This window comes from Flavobacterium sp. ov086 (assembly GCF_900187965.1).
Taxonomy (GTDB): Bacteria; Bacteroidota; Bacteroidia; order Flavobacteriales; family Flavobacteriaceae; genus Flavobacterium.
The window spans coordinates 1-21993 of sequence record NZ_FZNL01000042.1; the positions used below are offsets into that span (position 1 = coordinate 1).

Here is a 21993-nt window from a genome sequence, read left to right on the forward strand (position 1 = left end):
TTGTCTTCATTAGATGGAGTCACACAATGTTGTGTACTGGCTAAGGAAGATGCAGTTGGGAGTAAGCGTCTGGTTGGTTATGTGGTTTTGGAAGATACATTAGACAAAGAGAGATTACAAAATCAATTAAAGTTAAGCTTGCCGGAGTATATGGTTCCTCAATTATGGGTGACTTTAGATGCGATGCCATTAACCGGTAACGGAAAGTTGGATAAGAAGTCATTGCCTAATCCTGATAGTTCAGAATTATCAAGTAAAGAATATGTAGCACCGCGCAACGAAACAGAAACACAATTAGCAGAAATCTGGCAGAATCTGTTAGGATTAGGACAAGTAGGAATTCATGATAATTTCTTCGAATTGGGTGGTCATAGTTTATTGGCTACGCGTTTAGTTTCCATGATCCGAAAGGAGTTACGCATAGAAGTTTCTATTCGGGAAGTATTTGAACATACCACGATTTCTGGATTAGGGACTCATATATCAGCCCAGTCAGAAGGGGTTTTATTGCCAGGTATTTTTGCAGAGGATCGTCCAACTCGTATTCCTTTATCTTTTAGTCAGGAACGTTTATGGTTTTTGGATCAGTTGCAAGGCAGTACCGAATATCACGTACCTAGTGTCCTTCGTTTAGAAGGAGCATTAGATATATCGATATTGGAACAAACCTTACAGGAAATTGTTTCGCGTCATGAAGTATTGCGCAGTTTGCTTCTTTCAGAAGATGGAATCGGTTATCAGGAAATTATCAGCGCAGAAAGCTGGTCATTGGATCAATTGGAAATAGAGGATGCATTAATGCTAGAAAGCAGTCTGCAGGATTATCTGATGCGTCCTTTTGATTTATCGAAAGATTACAAGTTACGATCCTGTTTGTATGGTTTGGGAAACAATCAATATGTATTGGCAAATGTATTTCATCATATTGCCAGCGATGGCTGGTCAGAGGGAATCTTGGTGAAGGAGTTTATGGAATTGTATGGAGCTCTGCAGTCTGGTCGTCCAGCAGTTTTACCGGAGCTTAATTTACAATACGCAGATTATGCCATTTGGCAGCGCAAGTATTTAGAAGGCGAGGTTTTAGATAATCAGTTATCCTATTGGCAAGCAAAACTAAGAGGTGTAAGTACCTTGTCTTTACCCACTGATCATGTTCGTCCTTCTATCCAGAGCAATGAAGGAGCTAGTGTTTCTTTAGAATTAGAAAAAGAGCTGAGTGACTCATTAAGTTCTATATGCCAGAAAGAAGGCGTTACGCTGTTTATGTTTATGTTATCAGCCTTTAAAGTATTATTATCCCGATACAGCGGACAGGACGATATTTGTGTAGGAACACCAATAGCGAATCGTACGCAATCGGAGTTAGAGGGCATGATAGGCTTTTTCATAAATACCTTAGCTCTTCGCAGTGATTTAAGCGGCGATCCGAGTTTCAAGGATGTACTGGCAAGAGTGAAAGAGACAACTTTGGAAGGTTATGACCATCAGCTGACTCCTTTTGAAAAGGTTGTAGATCGTGTGGTTACTACCCGAGATATGAGTATGACGCCGTTGTTTCAAGTAATGTTTAGGCTGCAGAACATTCTTAAAGATAATGATTTAGAGACTAAATTAAAGGAAGTTAAATTATCATCATATGATTACGAAGAGGTTGCGACTCAGTTTGATTTAAATTTATTCGTAAAAGAAAATGATTTAGGGATATCATTAGAATTAGTTTATTGTAAAGTATTGTTTTATGAAGAAACTATAACAAGTATGTTACGTCATTATCAGGAGTTGTTACGCAGCATTGTAGATGATGTTACTCAGACTATAGGTAATTTATCCATGTTAACAGAGTATGAAGAAAAGCAATTAGTCGATAATTTTAATGCTACTAATATTAATCTTCCGAAAGGATTTTTGCATACTCCTTTACTCAAAAAAATTGAAGAGATTCCTGATAAGATAGCGGTAATTACAAATTATAAAAATTTAAGTTATAAAGAATTAGGTCAGCGTAGCCTTTGTTTGGCAGGATACTTATATCGTCATCATGTGCGACCTAATGTACCGGTAGCTGTATTGATGCATAAAGGTTGGGAAGAAGTAGTAGCAGTATTGGGTATTTTACGTTCAGGAGCTGCATATTTGCCTATTGACGCAAGTTTGCCAAGCCTCCGTATTAATCAACTACTTAAATTAGCAGAGGTAAGTCAAGTAATAACAACTTCTGAAGTTTTAGATAATTTAGAATTGGATGAATGTTATAATACTTATGTTATAAAACCCGACGAGTGGGATACTCAAGATAGTTTAATAAAGGTTCCACATATTTGTAGCCCAAGTGATTTAGCATATATAATATTTACTTCTGGATCAACTGGAGTGCCTAAAGGAGTCATGATTGATCATCAAGGAGCATTAAATACAATACAGGATATTAATCAACGCTTTGAAATTAGTGAAAATGATAGTGTACTAGGACTGTCTAGACTAAATTTTGATTTGTCAGTTTATGATATTTTTGGAGTTTTAGGGGTTGGTGGACAATTAATATTACCAGCACCGGATGAATATCGTAATCCGCAATCCTGGTTACAATATTGTCAAAAATATTCTATTACAATATGGAATACGGTACCTGCCTTAATGCAAATTTTCATGGATTATATTGAAGATAACCATAGCAGATTGTCATTACAAACAGTATTAATGAGTGGAGATTGGATTCCAACAGATTTACCTAAACGAATCAGATCTTCTTGTTTGGATGTGAAAGTATATAGTTTAGGAGGAGCTACGGAGGCTTCTATTTGGTCTATTTTTTATCCAATAGAAATAGATGTAACCGATCTAACAAGTATTCCTTATGGGAAACCTCTAGGAAATCAAAAAATTTATTTATTAACAAAAGAATTACAAGCTGTTCCAGTAGGAGTAATTGGCGATTTATATATTGGAGGTATAGGTGTAGCATTGGGGTATTGGAAAGATCAAGAAAAAACGCATAAGAGTTTCTTTACCCATGAGAAATTAGGTAGAATATATAGAACAGGAGATCAGGGATATCATCACTCAAATGGGAATATAATTTTTATGGGGCGTAAAGATGATCAGGTCAAGATACGGGGATATCGCATAGAGTTGGGTGAAATTGAGAATGTATTGTTATCCTTATTGGGAGTAACCCAGTGTTGTGTATTAGCTAAAGAAGATACAAAAGGAGTAAAGCATTTGGTAGGATATGTAGTATTGGAAGGAGCGTTGGATAAAGAGTATTTACAAGAAAATTTAAAATTTAGTTTACCTGAATATATGGTTCCTATGATTTGGGTAGAGTTAGAAGAAATGCCATTAACCAGTAACGGAAAGTTAGATAAAAAAGCGTTACCAGAGATGGATAGCTTAGTGTTTTCAGTACAAGAGTATGTAGCTCCCCGTAATGAAACAGAAGAGAAATTGGTTGCTATTTGGCAGGATTTATTAGGAGTAGAACAAGTAGGAGTCAATGACAATTTCTTTGAGTTGGGGGGGCATAGTTTATTGGCAACGCGTTTGGTTTCTATGATTCGTAAAGAATTTGAGAGTGAAATTACAATCAAAGATGTATTTGAATTTACAAGAATAGAAGAATTAAGTACCTATTTAAGACACAAAGAAATCAAAGAAAAAGAAAACCAAGACATTACTTATAAAAAAATAATAACAATATAATGGATAAAATATTAAATCTTTTAAAAATAGCTCAGGATCAAGGAGTAAAGTTAGAGCTAGAAGGCGAGAATTTAGTTTTAAAATCAGAAAGTGAGAATATTAATGATGTATTGCTAGCAGATATAAAAGATAATAAAGATCTTATTATTAAACATCTTGAAAAGTTTGAAGTAAATAGAAATCACGATAAAGGATTAGGGAAGTATACTGTAAAACCATTCGATAGAGATCTTATCAAACACATTCCTCTATCTTATAGTCAGGAGCGTTTATGGTTTTTGGATCAGTTGGGCGGTAGCGCAGAATATAATATGCCTATTGCGTTACGTTTAGATGGAGCATTAAATATTTCAATTTTAGAAGAATCATTACAGACTATTGTTTCACGCCATGAGGTATTACGCACGAATCTTTTATCAGAAGAAGGAATAGGATATCAGGAAGTTATAAGTGCTAAGAATTGGTTTTTGGAACGAGAAGCGGTATCGAATGAAGAATTGTTGGAGAGTCATTTAAATAAATATCTAAATACTCCCTTTAATCTGTCAAATGATTATAAATTAAGAGCATGTCTATATACATTAGGAGATGAGAAGTATGTTTTAGCTTGCGTTTTCCATCATATAGCAAGCGATGGATGGTCACAGGGGATTTTGGTAAATGAGTTTATGGAATTGTACAGTGCTCTGCAGTCCGGTCGTCCAGCAGTTTTACCGGAGCTTAGTTTACAATACGCAGATTATGCCATTTGGCAGCGCAACTATTTAGAAGGCGAGGTTTTAGAGAATCAGTTATCCTATTGGGAATCAAAATTAAGGGCTGTAAGTACTTTGTCCTTACCAATGGATTATGCACGACCTTCTGTACAGAGTAATGCAGGAGCTATTGTATCTTTAGAGTTAGATAAAAAAATAAGCGCTTCACTAAGTTCTATATGTCAAGAGCAGGGTGTAACACTATTTATGCTGCTGTTATCAGCTTTTAAGGTTTTGTTATCCCGATATAGTGGTCAGGATGATATTTGTGTAGGAACACCAATAGCCAATAGGACCCAATCGGAGTTAGAAGGAATGATAGGCTTTTTTGTAAATACCTTAGCACTTCGCAGTGATTTAAGCGATAATCCAAGTTTTAAAGATTTATTGTCAAGAATAAAACAAACCACTCTGGAGGGTTATGACCATCAACTAACACCTTTTGAAAAGGTTGTAGAGCGTGTAGTTAATACCCGTGATATGAGCATGACACCATTATTTCAGGTGTTATTTGTTTTACAGAATACTCCTAAAGAATCTAAAGATATATCTTTAGAAGGATTTACCTTGTCTGGATATGAGTTTGATATGGTTAGTTCTAAGTTTGATTTAAATATGGTGATTTCTGAATTTGAAGAAGTCATTACATTAAATTTAGAATATAGCACAGCTTTGTTTGATAAGACTACTATTGATCGCATGATATTGCATTACCAAAATTTGCTGCAAAGCATAATAAGCGATATCACACAGCCAATAGATAGTTTATCAATATTAACCAAAAAGGAAGAGATACAATTATTAGATGTTTTCAATGATACTTTTACAGAATATCCTAAAGACAAAACAATATTAGATTTATTTTCGGAACAGGTAAAAAATATTCCTGATGCAATTGCTGTAGTTTTTGAAGATCAGGCATTAACTTATAAGGAATTAGATCAACGTTCGAATCAATTGAGTCATTATTTACATGGACAAGGAATAATTACAGATAGTTTAGTCGGAATTTGTTTAGATCGTAACCTGGAAATGGTTATTGGTATTTTGGGGATATTAAAATCAGGAGGAGCTTATGTTCCTATTGATCCGGAATATCCAAGTGATCGTGTGGCTTATATGCTTAAGGATGCTAGTATTAAAACGGTGCTGAGCAGCAATACTACTGGTAGCTTATTAGAGGGCTATGAAGATTTATCGATTTTATTATTGGATACTGATTGGGATCTTATTTCAGGCTATTCAACAGAGAATTTGAATAAAGTAATAGCTCCAGATGATTTGGCATATGTTTTATATACTTCAGGAAGTACAGGAAAGCCAAAAGGTGTAATGATGTCTCATTATGCATTATTCAACTTGATATGTAATAATAATCAATTAGGTATTTCTAATCAAAGGGTGACACAATTGTCAAGTATAAGTTTTGATATGTCATTTCAGGAAATATTTTTTGCAATTACACAAGGGGGAGAATTATATATAGTTCCATCAGAAACTAAGAAAGATTTAGCTGGTTTAGTAAATTTTATTAAGAACAAGAATATTGAAACAATGTTTCTTCCAACAGCTTTTTTTATATTTCTTGGAGCCGAGGGTGTTTTCGAAAAAATAGATTCAGTAAAAGACCTTATTGTAGCAGGAGAACAATTAAAATTGTCTGAAAATGTAAAAAAATATCTAAAGCAGCAAGGTGTTATGTTGCACAACCATTATGGTCCAACAGAAACGCATGTTGTAACAACAGATATTATAGACTACAAAAGTAGAAGTGACGAAGACGAAACTATATCAATAGGAAAGCCTATAGCCAATACCCAAATTTATATTCTTAACAATAGTTTAAATTTATTACCTATTGGAGTTGCCGGAGAATTATGTATTGGAGGCGTTCAGGTAGCCCGAGGTTATTTAAATAAAGAAGAACTAACTCAAGAGAAGTTTATAGCGAATCCGTTTAGAGAAGGCGAACGAATTTATAAGACAGGCGATTTAGCGCGTTGGTTACCCGATGGAAATATAGAATATATTGGAAGAAAAGATGATCAGGTTAAAATTCGTGGGTTTCGAATAGAACTGGGAGAAATAGAGAATGTATTATCGTCTTTACCCGGAATAACGCAATGTTGTGTTCTGGCTAAGGAAGATGCAGGTGGGAACAAGCGTCTGGTTGGTTATGTTGTTGTAGATAAGGAGTTAAATAAAAATCAAATACAAGAATATTTAAAATTAAGCTTACCAGAATTTATGGTTCCTATGATCTGGATACAATTGGAGAGCTTCCCTTTAACCACTAATGGAAAGTTAAACAAAAGATTATTACCGGAACCTGATAATTCAGACTTATCCAGTAGAGAATATGTAGCACCGCGTAACGAAACCGAAGCGCAGTTAGCCGAAATCTGGCAGAATCTCTTAGGCGTAGAACGAGTAGGAGTTTATGATAATTTCTTCGAATTGGGTGGTCATAGTTTATTAGCCACTCGTTTAGTTTCTATGATTCGTAAGGATTTGAGGATAGAAGTTTCTCTTCGCGAAGTATTTGGACATACCACGATTTCTGAATTAGGGACTCATATATCAGCCCAGTCAGAGGGGGTTTTATTACCAACAATTGTAGTAGAAAATCGTCCTGTGCGTATCCCATTATCTTTTAGTCAGGAACGACTATGGTTTTTGGATCAGTTACAAGGCAGTACCGAATATCATATTCCTATAGTTCTTGGTTTAGAAGGAGTCTTAGAGGTATCGATACTGGAACAAACCTTACAGGAGATCGTTTCGCGTCATGAGGTTTTACGCAGTATGCTTTTATCAGAAGATGGAATCGGTTATCAGGAAATTATCAGCGCTGAGGACTGGTCATTGGATAAAGCAATTGTATCGGATGATTTATCATTAGAAAATAATATAGCAGACTACGTAAATAAACCTTTTGATTTATCGAAAGATTACAAGCTGCGAGCGTGTTTGTATACATTAGGGAATGAGAAGTATGTTTTGGCTTGTGTTTTCCACCATATTGCCAGTGATGGCTGGTCGGGTGGAATCCTGACCCATGAGTTTATGGAATTGTACAGTGCTCTCCAATCAAACAAAAAGCCAGAATTACCGAAGCTTAGTTTACAATACGCAGATTATGCCATTTGGCAGCGTAAGTATTTAGAAGGCGAGGTTTTAGAGAATCAGTTATCCTATTGGGAAGAAAAATTAAAAGGCGTAAACACTTTGTCTTTACCGACGGATTATGTTCGCCCTTCTGTGCAAAGTAATGAAGGATCTGATGTTTCTTTAGAATTAGGAAAAGAGCTTAGAGACTCATTAAGTTCTATCTGTCAACAAGAAGGTGTTACCCTTTTTATGTTATTGTTATCAGCTTTTAAAGTATTGTTATCCCGATATAGTGGACAGGATGATATTTGTGTAGGAACGCCAATTGCGAATCGTACGCAATCAGAATTAGAAGGAATGATAGGCTTTTTTGTCAATACTTTAGCACTTCGCAGTGATTTAAGCGGTGATCCGAGTTTTAGAGATTTGTTGTCACGAGTAAAACAGACAACTCTGGAAGGTTATGACCATCAGTTAACACCATTTGAAAAGGTTGTAGATCGGGTGATTACAACCCGTGATATGAGTATGACGCCGTTGTTTCAAGTGATGTTTGATTTTCAAAATATGGAATCAAACTCTGGAGGAGTTGTAGAACAAGGAGTTGGTATAAAAGGAGTTACTCTATCAAATTATGCTTTAGATATTGCTACAGCTCAATTTGATTTAACATTTAGTGTATCAGAGAGTAACCATGGTATTTCATTAGGAATAAATTATTGTACAGCCTTATTTAATAAAGCAACAATAGACCGAATGCTGCTGCATTATCAAGAGCTGTTGGTTAGTATTGCAAGCAATATCACGCAGCCTGTAAGCAGTTTAGCGATGCTTACCAAAGAAGAATCACATCAATTATTGAATGTTTTCAATAACACTGATGTTGCCTATCCATTAGATAAAACCATAGTAGATTTATTCGAAGAACAGGCTAAACAAACACCAAATGCTATCGCAGTTGTTTATGAACAGGAAGAGCTGACTTACAAAGAATTAGATAAGCGTTCAAATCAATTAGGGCATTATTTACGTGAACAGGGCGTAGGGCCGGATGATCTTGTAGGTATTTGTCTGGAGCGAAGCCTGGAAATGCTCGTAGGTATACTTGGAATCTTAAAATCAGGAGGAGCTTATGTTCCCATCGATCCGGAGTATCCAACAGATCGTATTGATTATATGCTTAAAGATGCCGGTATTGGTTTGGTTTTAAGCAGTGAAACAAGTAGTAATGTTATAAATAAAGATAGAGTTTTATCAGTTCTGTGTCTGGATAAAGATTGGGATCTTATCTCGGGATATTCTGCAGGGAAACTCAGCACTGTGTTGTCTGCATCTAATTTAGCTTATGTTATCTATACTTCGGGAAGTACCGGTACTCCTAAGGGAGTTTTGATAACGCATAAAAATGTAGTTCGATTATTCAAAAATGAATCTTCATTATATGATTTTGGATCAAGTGATGTCTGGACTTTGTTTCACTCGTTTTGTTTTGATTTTTCGGTATGGGAAATGTATGGCGCCTTATTACATGGAGGCCGTTTAGTAATTGTTGGTAAGGACCTTACAAAAGATGCGATTTCTTTTAAGGAATTACTAATAAAAGAAGGCGTAACGGTTTTAAATCAAACTCCTGGTTCATTTTATGTACTTCAGGAGGAATTTCTATCCGAAAGTTCAGCACATTCGCTGCGTTATGTAATTTTTGGAGGAGAGGCACTAAATTCAACTTATTTGGAAAGATGGAAACGTTCTTATCCGGATTGTAAACTGATAAACATGTATGGTATCACAGAAACAACTGTGCATGTTACATACAAAGAGATTCTGGAGTCAGATACAAAGAGTCTGATCAGTAATATAGGTGCAGCAATTCCAACTTTAGGATGTTACATAGTAGATGCTCATTTAAATCTGGTTCCGATAGGGGTAGAAGGAGAGTTGTGTGTCTCAGGAGCAGGTGTAGCCAAAGGCTATTTGAATAGAGAAGACTTAACGAATGAGAAGTTTATAAAGAATCCGTTTAGTGAGGATAAAACTTCCAGATTATACAGATCGGGAGATTTAGCGCGTTGGCTGCCGGATGGAAATATTGAATATATCGGCAGGAAAGATGATCAGGTTAAAATCCGTGGTTATCGAATAGAATTAGGTGAGATCGAAAATGTATTGTCTTCATTAGATGGAGTCACACAATGTTGTGTACTGGCTAAGGAAGATGCAGTTGGGAGTAAGCGTCTGGTTGGTTATGTGGTTTTGGAAGACACATTAGACAAAGAGAGATTACAAAATCAATTAAAGCTAAGCTTGCCGGAGTATATGGTTCCTCAATTATGGATGACTTTAGATGCGATGCCATTAACCGGTAACGGAAAGCTGGATAAGAAGTCATTGCCAGATCTGGATAGTTCAGATTTATCAAGTAAAGAATATGTAGCACCACGCAACGAAACAGAAATACAATTAGCAGAAATCTGGCAGAATCTGTTAGGCATAGAACAAGTAGGAATTAATGATAATTTCTTTGAATTGGGCGGTGATTCTATTAAATCTATTAGATTAATCTCACAAATAAATAAAAGTTTTAATCAACATATTCAATTACGAAATCTTTTTGAATACTCTACTATACAGAATTTTTCTGCCTCAGTATTAAATAGTGACGCTGTTGCTGATGATGATAAGCTTAAAGAACTTCATAAAATAGTTGAGTGGGAAATAGAAGCATTACGTTTATCTGTCTTGGCGTCTATAAAAAATCCAGATTTAATTGAAGATGTTTACCCAATGACTGATGTCCAACAGGGTATGGTTATGGAGTCATTAGTAGCTCCTGAATTAGGGATTTTTCATGATCAGTTGATATTTAGCATTGAGGACAAATCTTTTGACATTACTATATTTCATAAATCACTTGCTTTATTAATTGAAAAGCATTCTATATTTCGTACAAGTTTTAATTTTTCTGATTATGATAAACCAGTACAGATAGTATCGAAATCGGTTTCTTTTGATCTGAAAAATACTGATTTAAGTTTGTTTGATCGACAAGCACAAGAAAAGAAAATTGAACAATTTCTTGAAACAGAAAGAGGTGTTTCTTTTGTGTCGGAACAAGTTCCATTATATCGTTTTGATCTTTTTACTATTGATGAATATAGTAAGTTATTTATATTTCAGTTTCATCATTCAATCATGGATGGATGGAGTATAGCTTCATTTATTACAGAAGTCTATAAAACTTACTTTGAACTCAAAAAGAATATTTCTTATTTACCATCAATAATTGCATGTACTCACCGTGATGCTATTATTAGTGAATTGGTAGCTAAGCAAGACGTTGACGCAATTTCCTTTTGGAAAAAAGAATTATCAGGATACAAATATTTAGATATTTTTAAAGAAGAAACGGAAGTTTTTGAAATTTATAATAAGCAATATGATCTTACTTTTCTAAATAATTTACAAGAACATTGTAAGCAATATAATTTAACATTAAAAACAGTGTTTTTTGGAGCATATATCTATGCCTTAAAAATGCTCACCTTGGAAAATGAGTTAACTGTCGGTTTAGTATCTAATAACCGCCCATCTATTGAGGATGGTGACAATCTACTAGGGTGCTTTTTAAATATGTTACCTGTACGCTATACTTTTCAATCTGAAGAAAATTGGTTGTTATATTTCAAGAATGTAGAAGAAAAGATAAAGGAGGTCCAAATTAATAATCACTTGACATTTTTTGAAATCAAGCGTCTTGCAGGAATGAATAAAGATGATTCCTTTTATGATGCTTTATTTAACTATATTGATTTTCACGTGTATAATGAAATTATGTCAGATGATTATGCAAATAATTTGCAATCTACTGATAAGAACAATCTTAACGAGGACTTGAAAATATCTTCTTTTGAGCGTACAAATTCGAATTTAAGTTTAACCGTCGATCTAACGGGTGGTATGGACATTAAGATCGAGTATAAATTGTTTAAGAAATTTAAATCAGAAATATCTTTAGAACGTTTTCATACTTATATTGATAATATTTTAGGTTGTTTTAAAAATAAGTTTGATAGCCCTGTTGGTACAGATTCAATTTTGTTAGAGGAAGAATCACATCAATTATTGAATGTTTTTAATGCTACTTCTATAGATTATCCTAAGGATAAGACGATTGTAGATTTGTTTTCAGAACAGGTATCTAAGACACCAAATTCTGTAGCTATTGTTTTCGATGATCAGGAGCTGACTTATGGAGAGTTGGATAAGAAATCCAATCAATTAGCAAGATTTTTGGTAAGTAAAGGAGTAGAAAAAGAAGATCTGATAGGTATTTGCATTAATCGTTCTTTCGAGATGATTATAGGTATTCTGGGAATATTGAAATCAGGTGGAGCGTATGTTCCTATTGATCCGGAATATCCACAAGCACGAATCGATTATATGTTAGAGGATTCCGGTATAAAATTCCTGCTTAGTGATAGTACTAGCTTAGTTACATTTCCAGGTAAAGATAATTTGGATATTGTTTTATTAGATAAGGATTGGGATTTGATAGCCCAACAAGCTACAGGATCAATGGAGAGAATATCATCTCCGGAGAATTTAGCTTATATAATTTATACATCCGGAAGTACCGGGCAGCCAAAAGGCGTAGAAATTCGTAATAAATCATTAGCCTCAAGATTGCAGTTCTATAAGGTATATTATGATATGACATCTGAGGATAAGGTTTTATTTTATCGATCTTTTAGCTTTGATGGTTCTTTAGAAGAATATATTATGCCTTTTACTGTTGGAGGCTGCTGTGTTATGGCTCCGGTAAACTTCAAAGATGATTTATTTCAGAACATTATAGATTATATCGAAAGATATCAGATAACAAAGGTAAATATGCCGCCTTTATTATTGCAAAATATGTTGGATTACATATCCGATACTGATCTGAACAAATTACAAAGTTTGCGTCATGTGGTATCAGGTGGAGATAAAATTAATACGAAAGTTGTCAATACTTTTATTGCCAGGCTTGGTAATAGATATTTAATATCCCTTCATAATTCTTATGGACCAACGGAGAATACAATTGATTCAACTATTTATCGATTTGAGAATGATAGAGAATATACCGCTATACCTATTGGTGCACCTGTAGGAAATTCTGAGGTTTACATTCTCGATGAAGGAAATTGTTTAGTTCCTATAGGTTTGTTAGGAGAAATATGTGTATCTGGAGATGGTATTGCCAGAGGATATTTAAATAAGCCATTACAAACGGCAGAGAAGTTTATAAATCATCCTTTTCGATCTGGCGAAAAGATGTATAAGACTGGTGACATAGGAAGGTGGATGCCCGATGGAAACGTAGAGTTTATGGGAAGAAAAGATGATCAGGTAAAAATAAGAGGTCATCGTATAGAATTAGGTGAAATAGAACAAACATTATTAAAACTAGGCGAAGTCAAAAAAGCAGTAGTACTGGTAAAAGTTGATAAAAATTCAAACAAGCGATTAGTAGCTTTTTTAGAACTTACAGAAGAAATAAATACGGAGGATTTAAGAATACAGTTATCCAAAACCCTTCCTAAGTTTATGATTCCTAATCAATTTATTCAACTCGAAGCAATACCTTTTACCAGTAATGGTAAGGTAGATAAAAACGCATTGCCGGATCCGGATGATTCAGAATTATCCAACAAAGAATATGTAGCGCCACGCAATCAAACCGAAGTACAGCTAGTAGAAATCTGGCAGAATCTGTTAGGATTAGAACAAGTTGGGATTCATGACAATTTCTTTGAATTGGGAGGTCATAGTTTACTGGCTACGCGTTTGGTATCTATGATCCGAAAGGATTTGATGATAGAAGTTTCTATCCGTGAAGTATTTGAACATACCACGATTTCTGAATTAGAAGCTCATCTATCAGCCCAGTCAGAGGGTGTTTTATTACCAACAATTGTTGCAGAGGAGCGTCCGGCTCGTATTCCTTTATCGTTTAGTCAGGAACGTTTATGGTTTTTGGATCAGTTGCAAGGCAGTACAGAATATCACGTACCTAGTATTCTTCGTTTAGAAGGAGCATTAGAGGTATCGATATTGGAACAAACCATACAGGAGATTGTTTCGCGTCATGAGGTTTTACGCAGTATGCTTTTATCAGAAGACGGAATCGGTTATCAGGAAATTATCGGCGCAGAAGGCTGGTCGTTGGATCAGTTTGAAATATCCGATGTAACCTTGCTGGAAACCAGTCTGGATAGTTATGTGACCCAACCCTTTAATTTATCGAAGGATTATAAGTTAAGAAGTTGCTTGTATCATTTGGGTAACGAGCAGTATGTCTTAGCATGCGTGTTCCATCATATTGCCAGCGATGGCTGGTCAGAGGGTATTTTAGTGAATGAGTTTATAGAACTGTACAGTGCTAAGACTCTAGGTAGGACTCCGAGTTTGCCTTCATTACCAATCCAGTATGCAGATTATGCTATTTGGCAGCGTAAATATGTCTCAGGGGAAGTTTTGGAAGCTCAGTTGCGTTATTGGGATAATCAATTGCGAGGAGTATTACCATTGTTGCTGCCTACAGATTATGTACGACCATCAATTCAGAGTAGAGCGGGAGCGAGTACGTCATTTCATATTAATCAAGAGCAAAAAGGTGCATTAGAATTAATTTGTAAATCAGAAGGTGTTACGATGTTCATGCTGTTACTATCTGCTTTCAAAGTGTTGCTGTATAAATATAGTGGACAAGAAGATATTTGTGTTGGTACGCCAACAGCCAATAGAACACAAGCTGAATTAGAAGGAGTAATAGGATTTTTTATTAATAATCTAACGATACGTACCAAGATAGATTGTAAAAATTCATTTAAGGATCTATTAGTTCAAGTTAAAGAAACAACTTTAAATGCTTATAATAACCAAAGTGCTCCATTTGAGAAAGTTGTAGACAGAGTCATGACAACTCGCGATACGAGTATGAGCCCTTTATTTCAGGTAAAATTTTTATTAAATAATACCCCAAGATCAGAAGAAGTATTTTTAGATAAAATAACTATAGATGGCTATGAGAGAGATAATATAAGCTCTATATTGGATCTTTCATTTAATGCTCAGGAAACAGAAAAAGAGATCTTATTTGATATTGAATATTGTACAGATTTGTTCAAAAGTGATACTATTGAATCTATGATTATTCATTTTGAAGAAATCATTAGCAGTATAATTAAAAATATAAATGAGCCAGTAAGTAATCTTGAGATGTTGTCTATTGAAGAAAAACAACAAATACTGTTTGAATTTAATAACACACAAGTTGTTTATCCAAAAGACAAGACCCTGGTTGATTTATTCGAGGAACAGGTTAAGAGAACCCCAAATAATATTGCTGTTGCGTTTGAAGATGAAGTATTAACTTATAGAGAACTTAATGAACAATCAAATTGTTTGGCGTATTATTTAAAGAATACAGGTAAGCTAGAATCAGAAGATATAGTAGGAGTAATGATGAATCGTAATATGCGGTCAATTGTTTCTATGCTGGGAATTATGAAATCAGGAGCCTGCTATTTACCAATTGATAAAGATTATCCAAGTTCACGTAAGTCATTTATTATAGAAGATGCTAATGTAAAATTGTTAATTATAGATTCAGAAAGCTTATTTGAAGTAATGGACTATGATACAAAGATATTTTCAATAGACATAGAGTTTGAAACAATATCAAAAGAAGTAACAATATTAGATTTAAATAATAGTAATGTTAAATCTTCAGATTTAGCCTATATAATTTATACATCCGGAAGTACAGGTAATCCAAAAGGAGTTATGATAGAGCATAGTAGTATTGTTAATACAATATTATCACAAATAAATACTTTTTCAGTAACCGAAGCTGATAGTTGTTTACAATTTGCAAGTCATTCTTTTGATGCTTCTATATCAGAGATTTTTATATCGCTATTATCAGGATCACAATTATATATAATAGAAGAAGAAAATAAGCTTGATGTGAGTTATTTTGTAGATTATGTTGAAAAAAATCAAATATCAATAGCCACATTACCTCCTGCCTTTTTAACATTATTGGATTGTAATCAAATATCCAGCATAAGAACATTGATAACAGCAGGAGAACAAGCGCCATTAAAACAGGCAAAGTTATTTGCAGAAACAGGAAAATACATCAATGCTTATGGACCAACAGAAGTTAGTATTTGTGCTACTACCTTTAGTGGGGAAATTGGTACAACAGTTCCTATAGGAACACCAATAGCCAACACACAAGTTTATATACTTGATGATAGTCAAAATATAGTTCCTATTGGAGCAATTGGAGAGTTATGTATATCAGGAGCTGGATTAGCTCGTGGCTATTTGAATAGAGAGGACTTAACGAGAGAGAAGTTTATAGCGAATCCTTTTATTAAAGGGGAGCGACTATACAAAACTGGCGATCTGGCACAATGGTTGCCTGATGGTAATATAGTGTATATAGGCAGAAAAGATAATCAGGTTAAGATCCGTGGTTATCGAATAGAGTTAGGCGAGATCGAAAATGCATTATTTTCTTTACCAGGAATAATACAGTGCTGTGTATTGGCTAAGGAAGATGCAAGTGGCAGCAAGCGTCTGGTAGGTTATGTTGTATCTGACGATGATTTTGATAAAGAATCGATACAAGAATCATTAAAAACGAAGTTGCCGGATTATATGGTACCTCAATTGTGGGTAGTATTAGATAGTTTTCCATTAACCAGTAATGGTAAAGTTGATAAGAAGTCATTACCAGATCCGGATAATTCAGACTTATCGAGCAAAGAATATGTAGCACCAAGCAACGAAACAGAAACACAATTAGCCGAAATCTGGCAAAATTTGTTAGGATTAGAACAAGTAGGAATTCACGATAATTTCTTTGAATTGGGAGGTCATAGTTTACTGGCTATTAGAATGATATCGCTTATCCGTAAGGTTTTTGAAGTCGAAATGTCAATCCATGAGGTTTTTGAATATCAAAGTATCTTAGAGATATCGGCACTCTTGTTGTCAAAAGATAAACAACTTCTACTACCAACTATTGTTGTTCAGGAAAGAGGAGTTCGCATTCCTTTGTCTTTTAGTCAGGAGCGACTATGGTTTTTGGATCAGTTACAGGGCACTACAGAATATCACGTACCTACTATTCTTGGTTTAGAAGGAGCATTAGAGGTATCGATATTGGAACAAACCTTATATGAGATTGTTTCGCGCCATGAGGTTTTACGAACTATGCTTCTTTCAGAAGACGGAATCGGTTATCAGGAGATTATCAGCGCCGAGGGCTGGTCATTGGATAAAGCAATTGTATCTGATGAGTTATTATTAGAAAATATTATAACAGATTATGTGAATAAACCTTTTGATTTATCAAAAGATTACAAGCTGCGAGCGTGTTTGTATACATTAGAGAATGAGAAATATGTATTGGTTTGTGTTTTCCATCATATTGCCAGTGATGGCTGGTCAGACGTAATTTTAGTGAATGAGTTTACGGAACTGTATAGTGCTCTGCAATCTGGTCGCGAAGCAGTTTTACCAGAGCTTAGTTTACAATATGCAGATTATGCTATTTGGCAGCGCAAGTATTTAGAAGGCGAGGTTTTAGAGAATCAGTTAGAATATTGGGAAGCGAAACTAAGTGGCGTAAATACCTTGTCTTTACCAACGGATTATGTTCGTCCTGTTGTGCAGAGCAATGAAGGAGCCAATGTTTCTTTAGAATTAGGAAAAGAGCTGAGAGACTCATTAAACTCTATTTGTCAGGAAGAAGGCGTAACGCTGTTTATGCTAATGTTATCTGCTTTCAAGATATTATTATCGCAATATAGCGGACAGGATGATATTTGTGTAGGAACACCAATTGCGAATCGAACACAATCAGAGTTAGAAGGAATGATAGGCTTTTTTGTCAATACTTTAGCACTTCGCAGTGATTTAAGCGGCAACCCTAGCTTTAGAGATTTATTGTCAAGAGTAAAACAGACAACTTTGGAAGGTTATGACCATCAGTTGACACCATTTGAAAAGGTTGTAGATCGGGTGGTTACAACTCGTGATATGAGTATGAGTCCATTGTTTCAAGTGATGTTTTCCTTACAGAATAATGAAGAAAGCAAGGATGCAGCTTTAGAAGGCTTGACCTTATCAGCGTATGATATTGAAGTGGGAAGTTCTCAATTTGATTTGCTATTGAATGTATCAGAAAAAGAAAATGGTATTTCATTAGGCATAAATTATTGCACAGCTTTATTTGATAAAGGAACAATAGACCGTATGCTGCAGCATTATCAGAAGCTGTTGGTTAGTATTGCAGGGAATATCACTCAGCCGCTAAGCAATCTGTCGATGCTGACCAAAGAAGAATCAAATCAATTATTATATGAATTTAATGATACTGATGTTGCCTATCCATTAGATAAGACCGTAGTAGATTTGTTCACCCAACAGGTTAAACGAACACCAGATGCTATTGCAGTTGTTTATAAACAGGAAGAATTAAGTTATAAAGAATTAGATCAACGCTCAAATCAGCTGGGGCATTATTTACGCGAACAAGGCATACAGCCGGATGATCTTGTGGGTATTTGTCTGGAGCGAAGTTTAGAGATGCTCATAGGTATTCTGGGAATATTAAAATCAGGAGGAGCTTATGTTCCAATCGATCCGGAGTATCCAACAGATCGTATAGATTATATGCTTAAAGATGCAGGTATTGGTTTGGTTTTAAGCAGTGAAATAAGTAGCAATGTTATAAGTAAAGGTGAAGATTTATCAGTTCTATGTTTGGATAAAGATTGGAATCTTATCTCTGGCTACTCTACAGGGAAACTCAGCAATGTATTGTCTGCATCTAATTTAGCCTATGTTATATATACTTCCGGAAGTACTGGTACTCCTAAAGGAGTGATGAATGAACATGGAGGTATTGTGAACCGTTTATTATGGACACAATCGCATTATCAACTTAAGAGTGATGATGCAATTTTACAGAAGACTTCTTTTAGTTTTGATGTATCAGTATGGGAATTTTTATGGGCTATTACTTGTGGGGCACGATTGGTTTTTGCCAAACCGGAAGGACACAAAGATGTTGAGTATTTAAAATACATTATAGACAAGGAAAATATCACGACGATTCATTTTGTTCCTTCGATGTTGAGGGCTTTCTTAGAAGACATCAAATTGGGAGATTGTAGTTCCTTAAAGCAGGTTTTGTGTAGTGGAGAAGCTTTACAGGTAGATCAGGTAATATTATTTAAGGATAAATTCAAGAATGTTCGATTAGATAATTTATATGGACCTACAGAGGCAGCAATTGATGTAAGTTCATGGGAAGTACCACTAGAAGGCTCTTTGTCTCAAATTCTAATAGGAAAACCAGTAGCCAATACAAGTTTATATGTTTTAGATAATCAAAACCAATTATTACCAATAGGAGTAATAGGTGAATTATGTATAGGAGGTGTTCAGGTAGCGAGAGGCTATTTGAACAAAGAAGAACTAACTCAAGAGAAGTTTATAGCGAATCCGTTTAAAGAGGGTGAACGAATTTATAAGACAGGCGATTTAGCGCGTTGGCTGCCGGATGGTAATATAGAATATATCGGCAGAAAAGATGATCAGGTTAAAATCCGCGGCTATCGAATCGAGTTGGGCGAGATTGAAAGCGTCTTATCATCTTTACCGGGAGTAACACAGTGTTGTGTACTGGCTAAGGAAGATAATCATGGAATTAAACGTTTGGTTGGTTATGTTGTACCTGAAGGGGATTTCGATAAAGAAGTATTACAAAAACAATTAAAACTAAGTCTGCCTGAGTATATGGTTCCTCAATTATGGGTGACTTTAGAAGAAATGCCATTAACGGGTAATGGAAAGCTGGATAAGAAGTCATTACCGGATCCGGATAACTCAGATTTATCCAGTAAAGAATATGTAGCACCACGTAACGAAACAGAAATACAATTAGCAGAAATCTGGCAGAATTTGTTAGGCATAGAACAAGTAGGGATTCATGATGATTTCTTCGAATTGGGTGGTCATAGTTTATTGGCTACACGTTTAGTTTCCATGATCCGCAAAGAACTGTCCAAAGAGATTGAAATTGCTGATATTTTCGCCTATACCACGATTTCAAGTTTAGGGACTCATATATCCGCTCAGTCAGAAGGGGTTTTATTACCAACAATTGTAGTAGAAAATCGTCCTGTGCGTATCCCATTATCGTTTAGTCAGGAACGATTATGGTTTTTGGATCAGTTACAAGGCAGTACCGAATATCACATTCCTATAGTTCTTGGTTTAGAAGGAGCATTAGAGGTATCAATACTGGAACAAACCTTACAGGAGATCGTTTCGCGTCATGAGGTTTTACGCAGCATGCTTTTATCAGAAGACGGAATCGGTTATCAGGAAATTATTGGCGCTGAGGGCTGGTCATTGGATCAGGCAATTGTATCAGATGATTTATCATTAGAAAATAATATAGCAGACTACGTAAATAAACCTTTTGATTTATCAAAAGATTACAAACTGCGAGCGTGTTTGTATACATTAGAGAATGAGAAGTATGTTTTGGCTTGCGTTTTCCATCATATTGCCAGTGATGGCTGGTCAGATGGAATCCTGACCAATGAGTTTATGGAATTGTACAGTGCCTTCCAATCAAACAAAACCCCTGATTTACCAAAGCTTAGCTTACAATATGCAGATTATGCCATTTGGCAGCGCAAGTATTTAGAAGGCGAGGTTTTAGAGAATCAGTTATCCTATTGGGAAGAAAAATTAAAAGGCGTAAACACTTTGTCTTTACCCACGGATTATGTTCGTCCTTCTGTGCAGAGCAATGAAGGAGCCAGTGTTTCTTTAGAGCTAAATGAAAAAATAAGTACTTCCTTAGAAAGATTATGCAAAGAAGAAGGCGTTACGCTGTTTATGTTATTACTATCAACCTTTAAAGTATTGTTATCCCGATATAGTGGACAGGACGATATTTGTGTAGGAACACCAATTGCGAATCGAACGCAATCAGAGTTAGAAGGAATGATAGGCTTTTTTGTCAATACTTTAGCACTTCGCAGTGATTTAAGCGGTGATCCGAGTTTTAGAGATTTGTTGTCACGAGTAAAACAGACAACTCTGGAAGGTTATGACCATCAGTTAACACCATTTGAAAAGGTTGTAGATCGGGTGATTACGACTCGTGATATGAGTATGACGCCGTTGTTTCAAGTGATGTTTGATTTTCAAAATATGGAATCAAACTCTGGAGGAGTTGTAGAACAAGGAGTTGGTATAAAAGGAGTTACTCTATCAAATTATGCTTTAGATATTGCTACAGCTCAATTTGATTTAACATTTAGTGTATCAGAGAGTAACCATGGTATTTCATTAGGAATAAATTATTGTACAGCCTTATTTAATAAAGCTACAATAGACCGAATGCTGCTGCATTATAAAGAGCTGTTGGTTAGTATTGCAAGCAATATCACGCAGCCTGTAAGCAGTTTAGCGATGCTTACCAAAGAAGAATCACATCAATTATTGAATGTTTTCAATAACACTGATGTTGCTTATCCATTAGATAAAACCGTAGTAGATTTATTCGAAGAACAGGTTAAACGAACACCAAATGCTATCGCAGTTGTTTATGAACAGGAAGAGCTGACTTACAAAGAATTAGATAAGCGTTCAAATCAATTAGGGCATTATTTACGTGAACAGGGCGTAGGGCAGGATGATCTTGTAGGTATTTGTCTGGAGCGAAGCCTGGAAATGCTCGTAGGTATTCTGGGAATCTTAAAATCAGGAGGAGCTTATGTTCCAATCGATCCGGAGTATCCAAGAGATCGTATTGATTACATGCTTAAAGATGCCAGTATTGGTTTGGTTTTAAGCAGTGAAACAAGTAGTAATGTTATAAATAAAGATAGAGTTTTATCAGTTCTGTGTCTGGATAAAGATTGGGATCTTATCTCGGGATATTCTGCAGGGAAACTCAGCACTGTGTTGTCTGCATCTAATTTAGCGTATGTTATCTATACTTCGGGAAGTACCGGTACTCCTAAAGGAGTTTTGATAACGCATAAAAATGTAGTTCGATTATTCAAAAATGAATCTTCATTATATGATTTTGGATCAAGTGATGTCTGGACTTTGTTTCACTCGTTTTGTTTTGATTTTTCGGTATGGGAAATGTATGGCGCCTTATTACATGGAGGCCGTTTAGTAATTGTTGGTAAGGACCTTACAAAAGATGCGATTTCTTTTAAGGAATTACTAATAAAAGAAGGCGTAACGGTTTTAAATCAAACTCCTGGTTCATTTTATGTACTTCAGGAGGAATTTCTATCCGAAAGTTCAGCACATTCGCTGCGTTATGTAA

General features: G+C 35.3%; 2 protein-coding genes. Both read left to right on the forward strand.

Annotation, left to right across the window (positions count from 1 at the left end):
• Complete coding sequence (locus tag CHB81_RS25985; protein ID WP_089354725.1) at positions 1-3699, forward strand: non-ribosomal peptide synthetase; 3699 nt, start codon at positions 1-3, stop codon at positions 3697-3699.
• A partial coding sequence (locus CHB81_RS25990; protein WP_089354726.1) for a non-ribosomal peptide synthetase occupies positions 3699-21993 on the forward strand: 18295 nt, incomplete at its 3' end. The genes CHB81_RS25985 and CHB81_RS25990, both read left to right, overlap by 1 nt.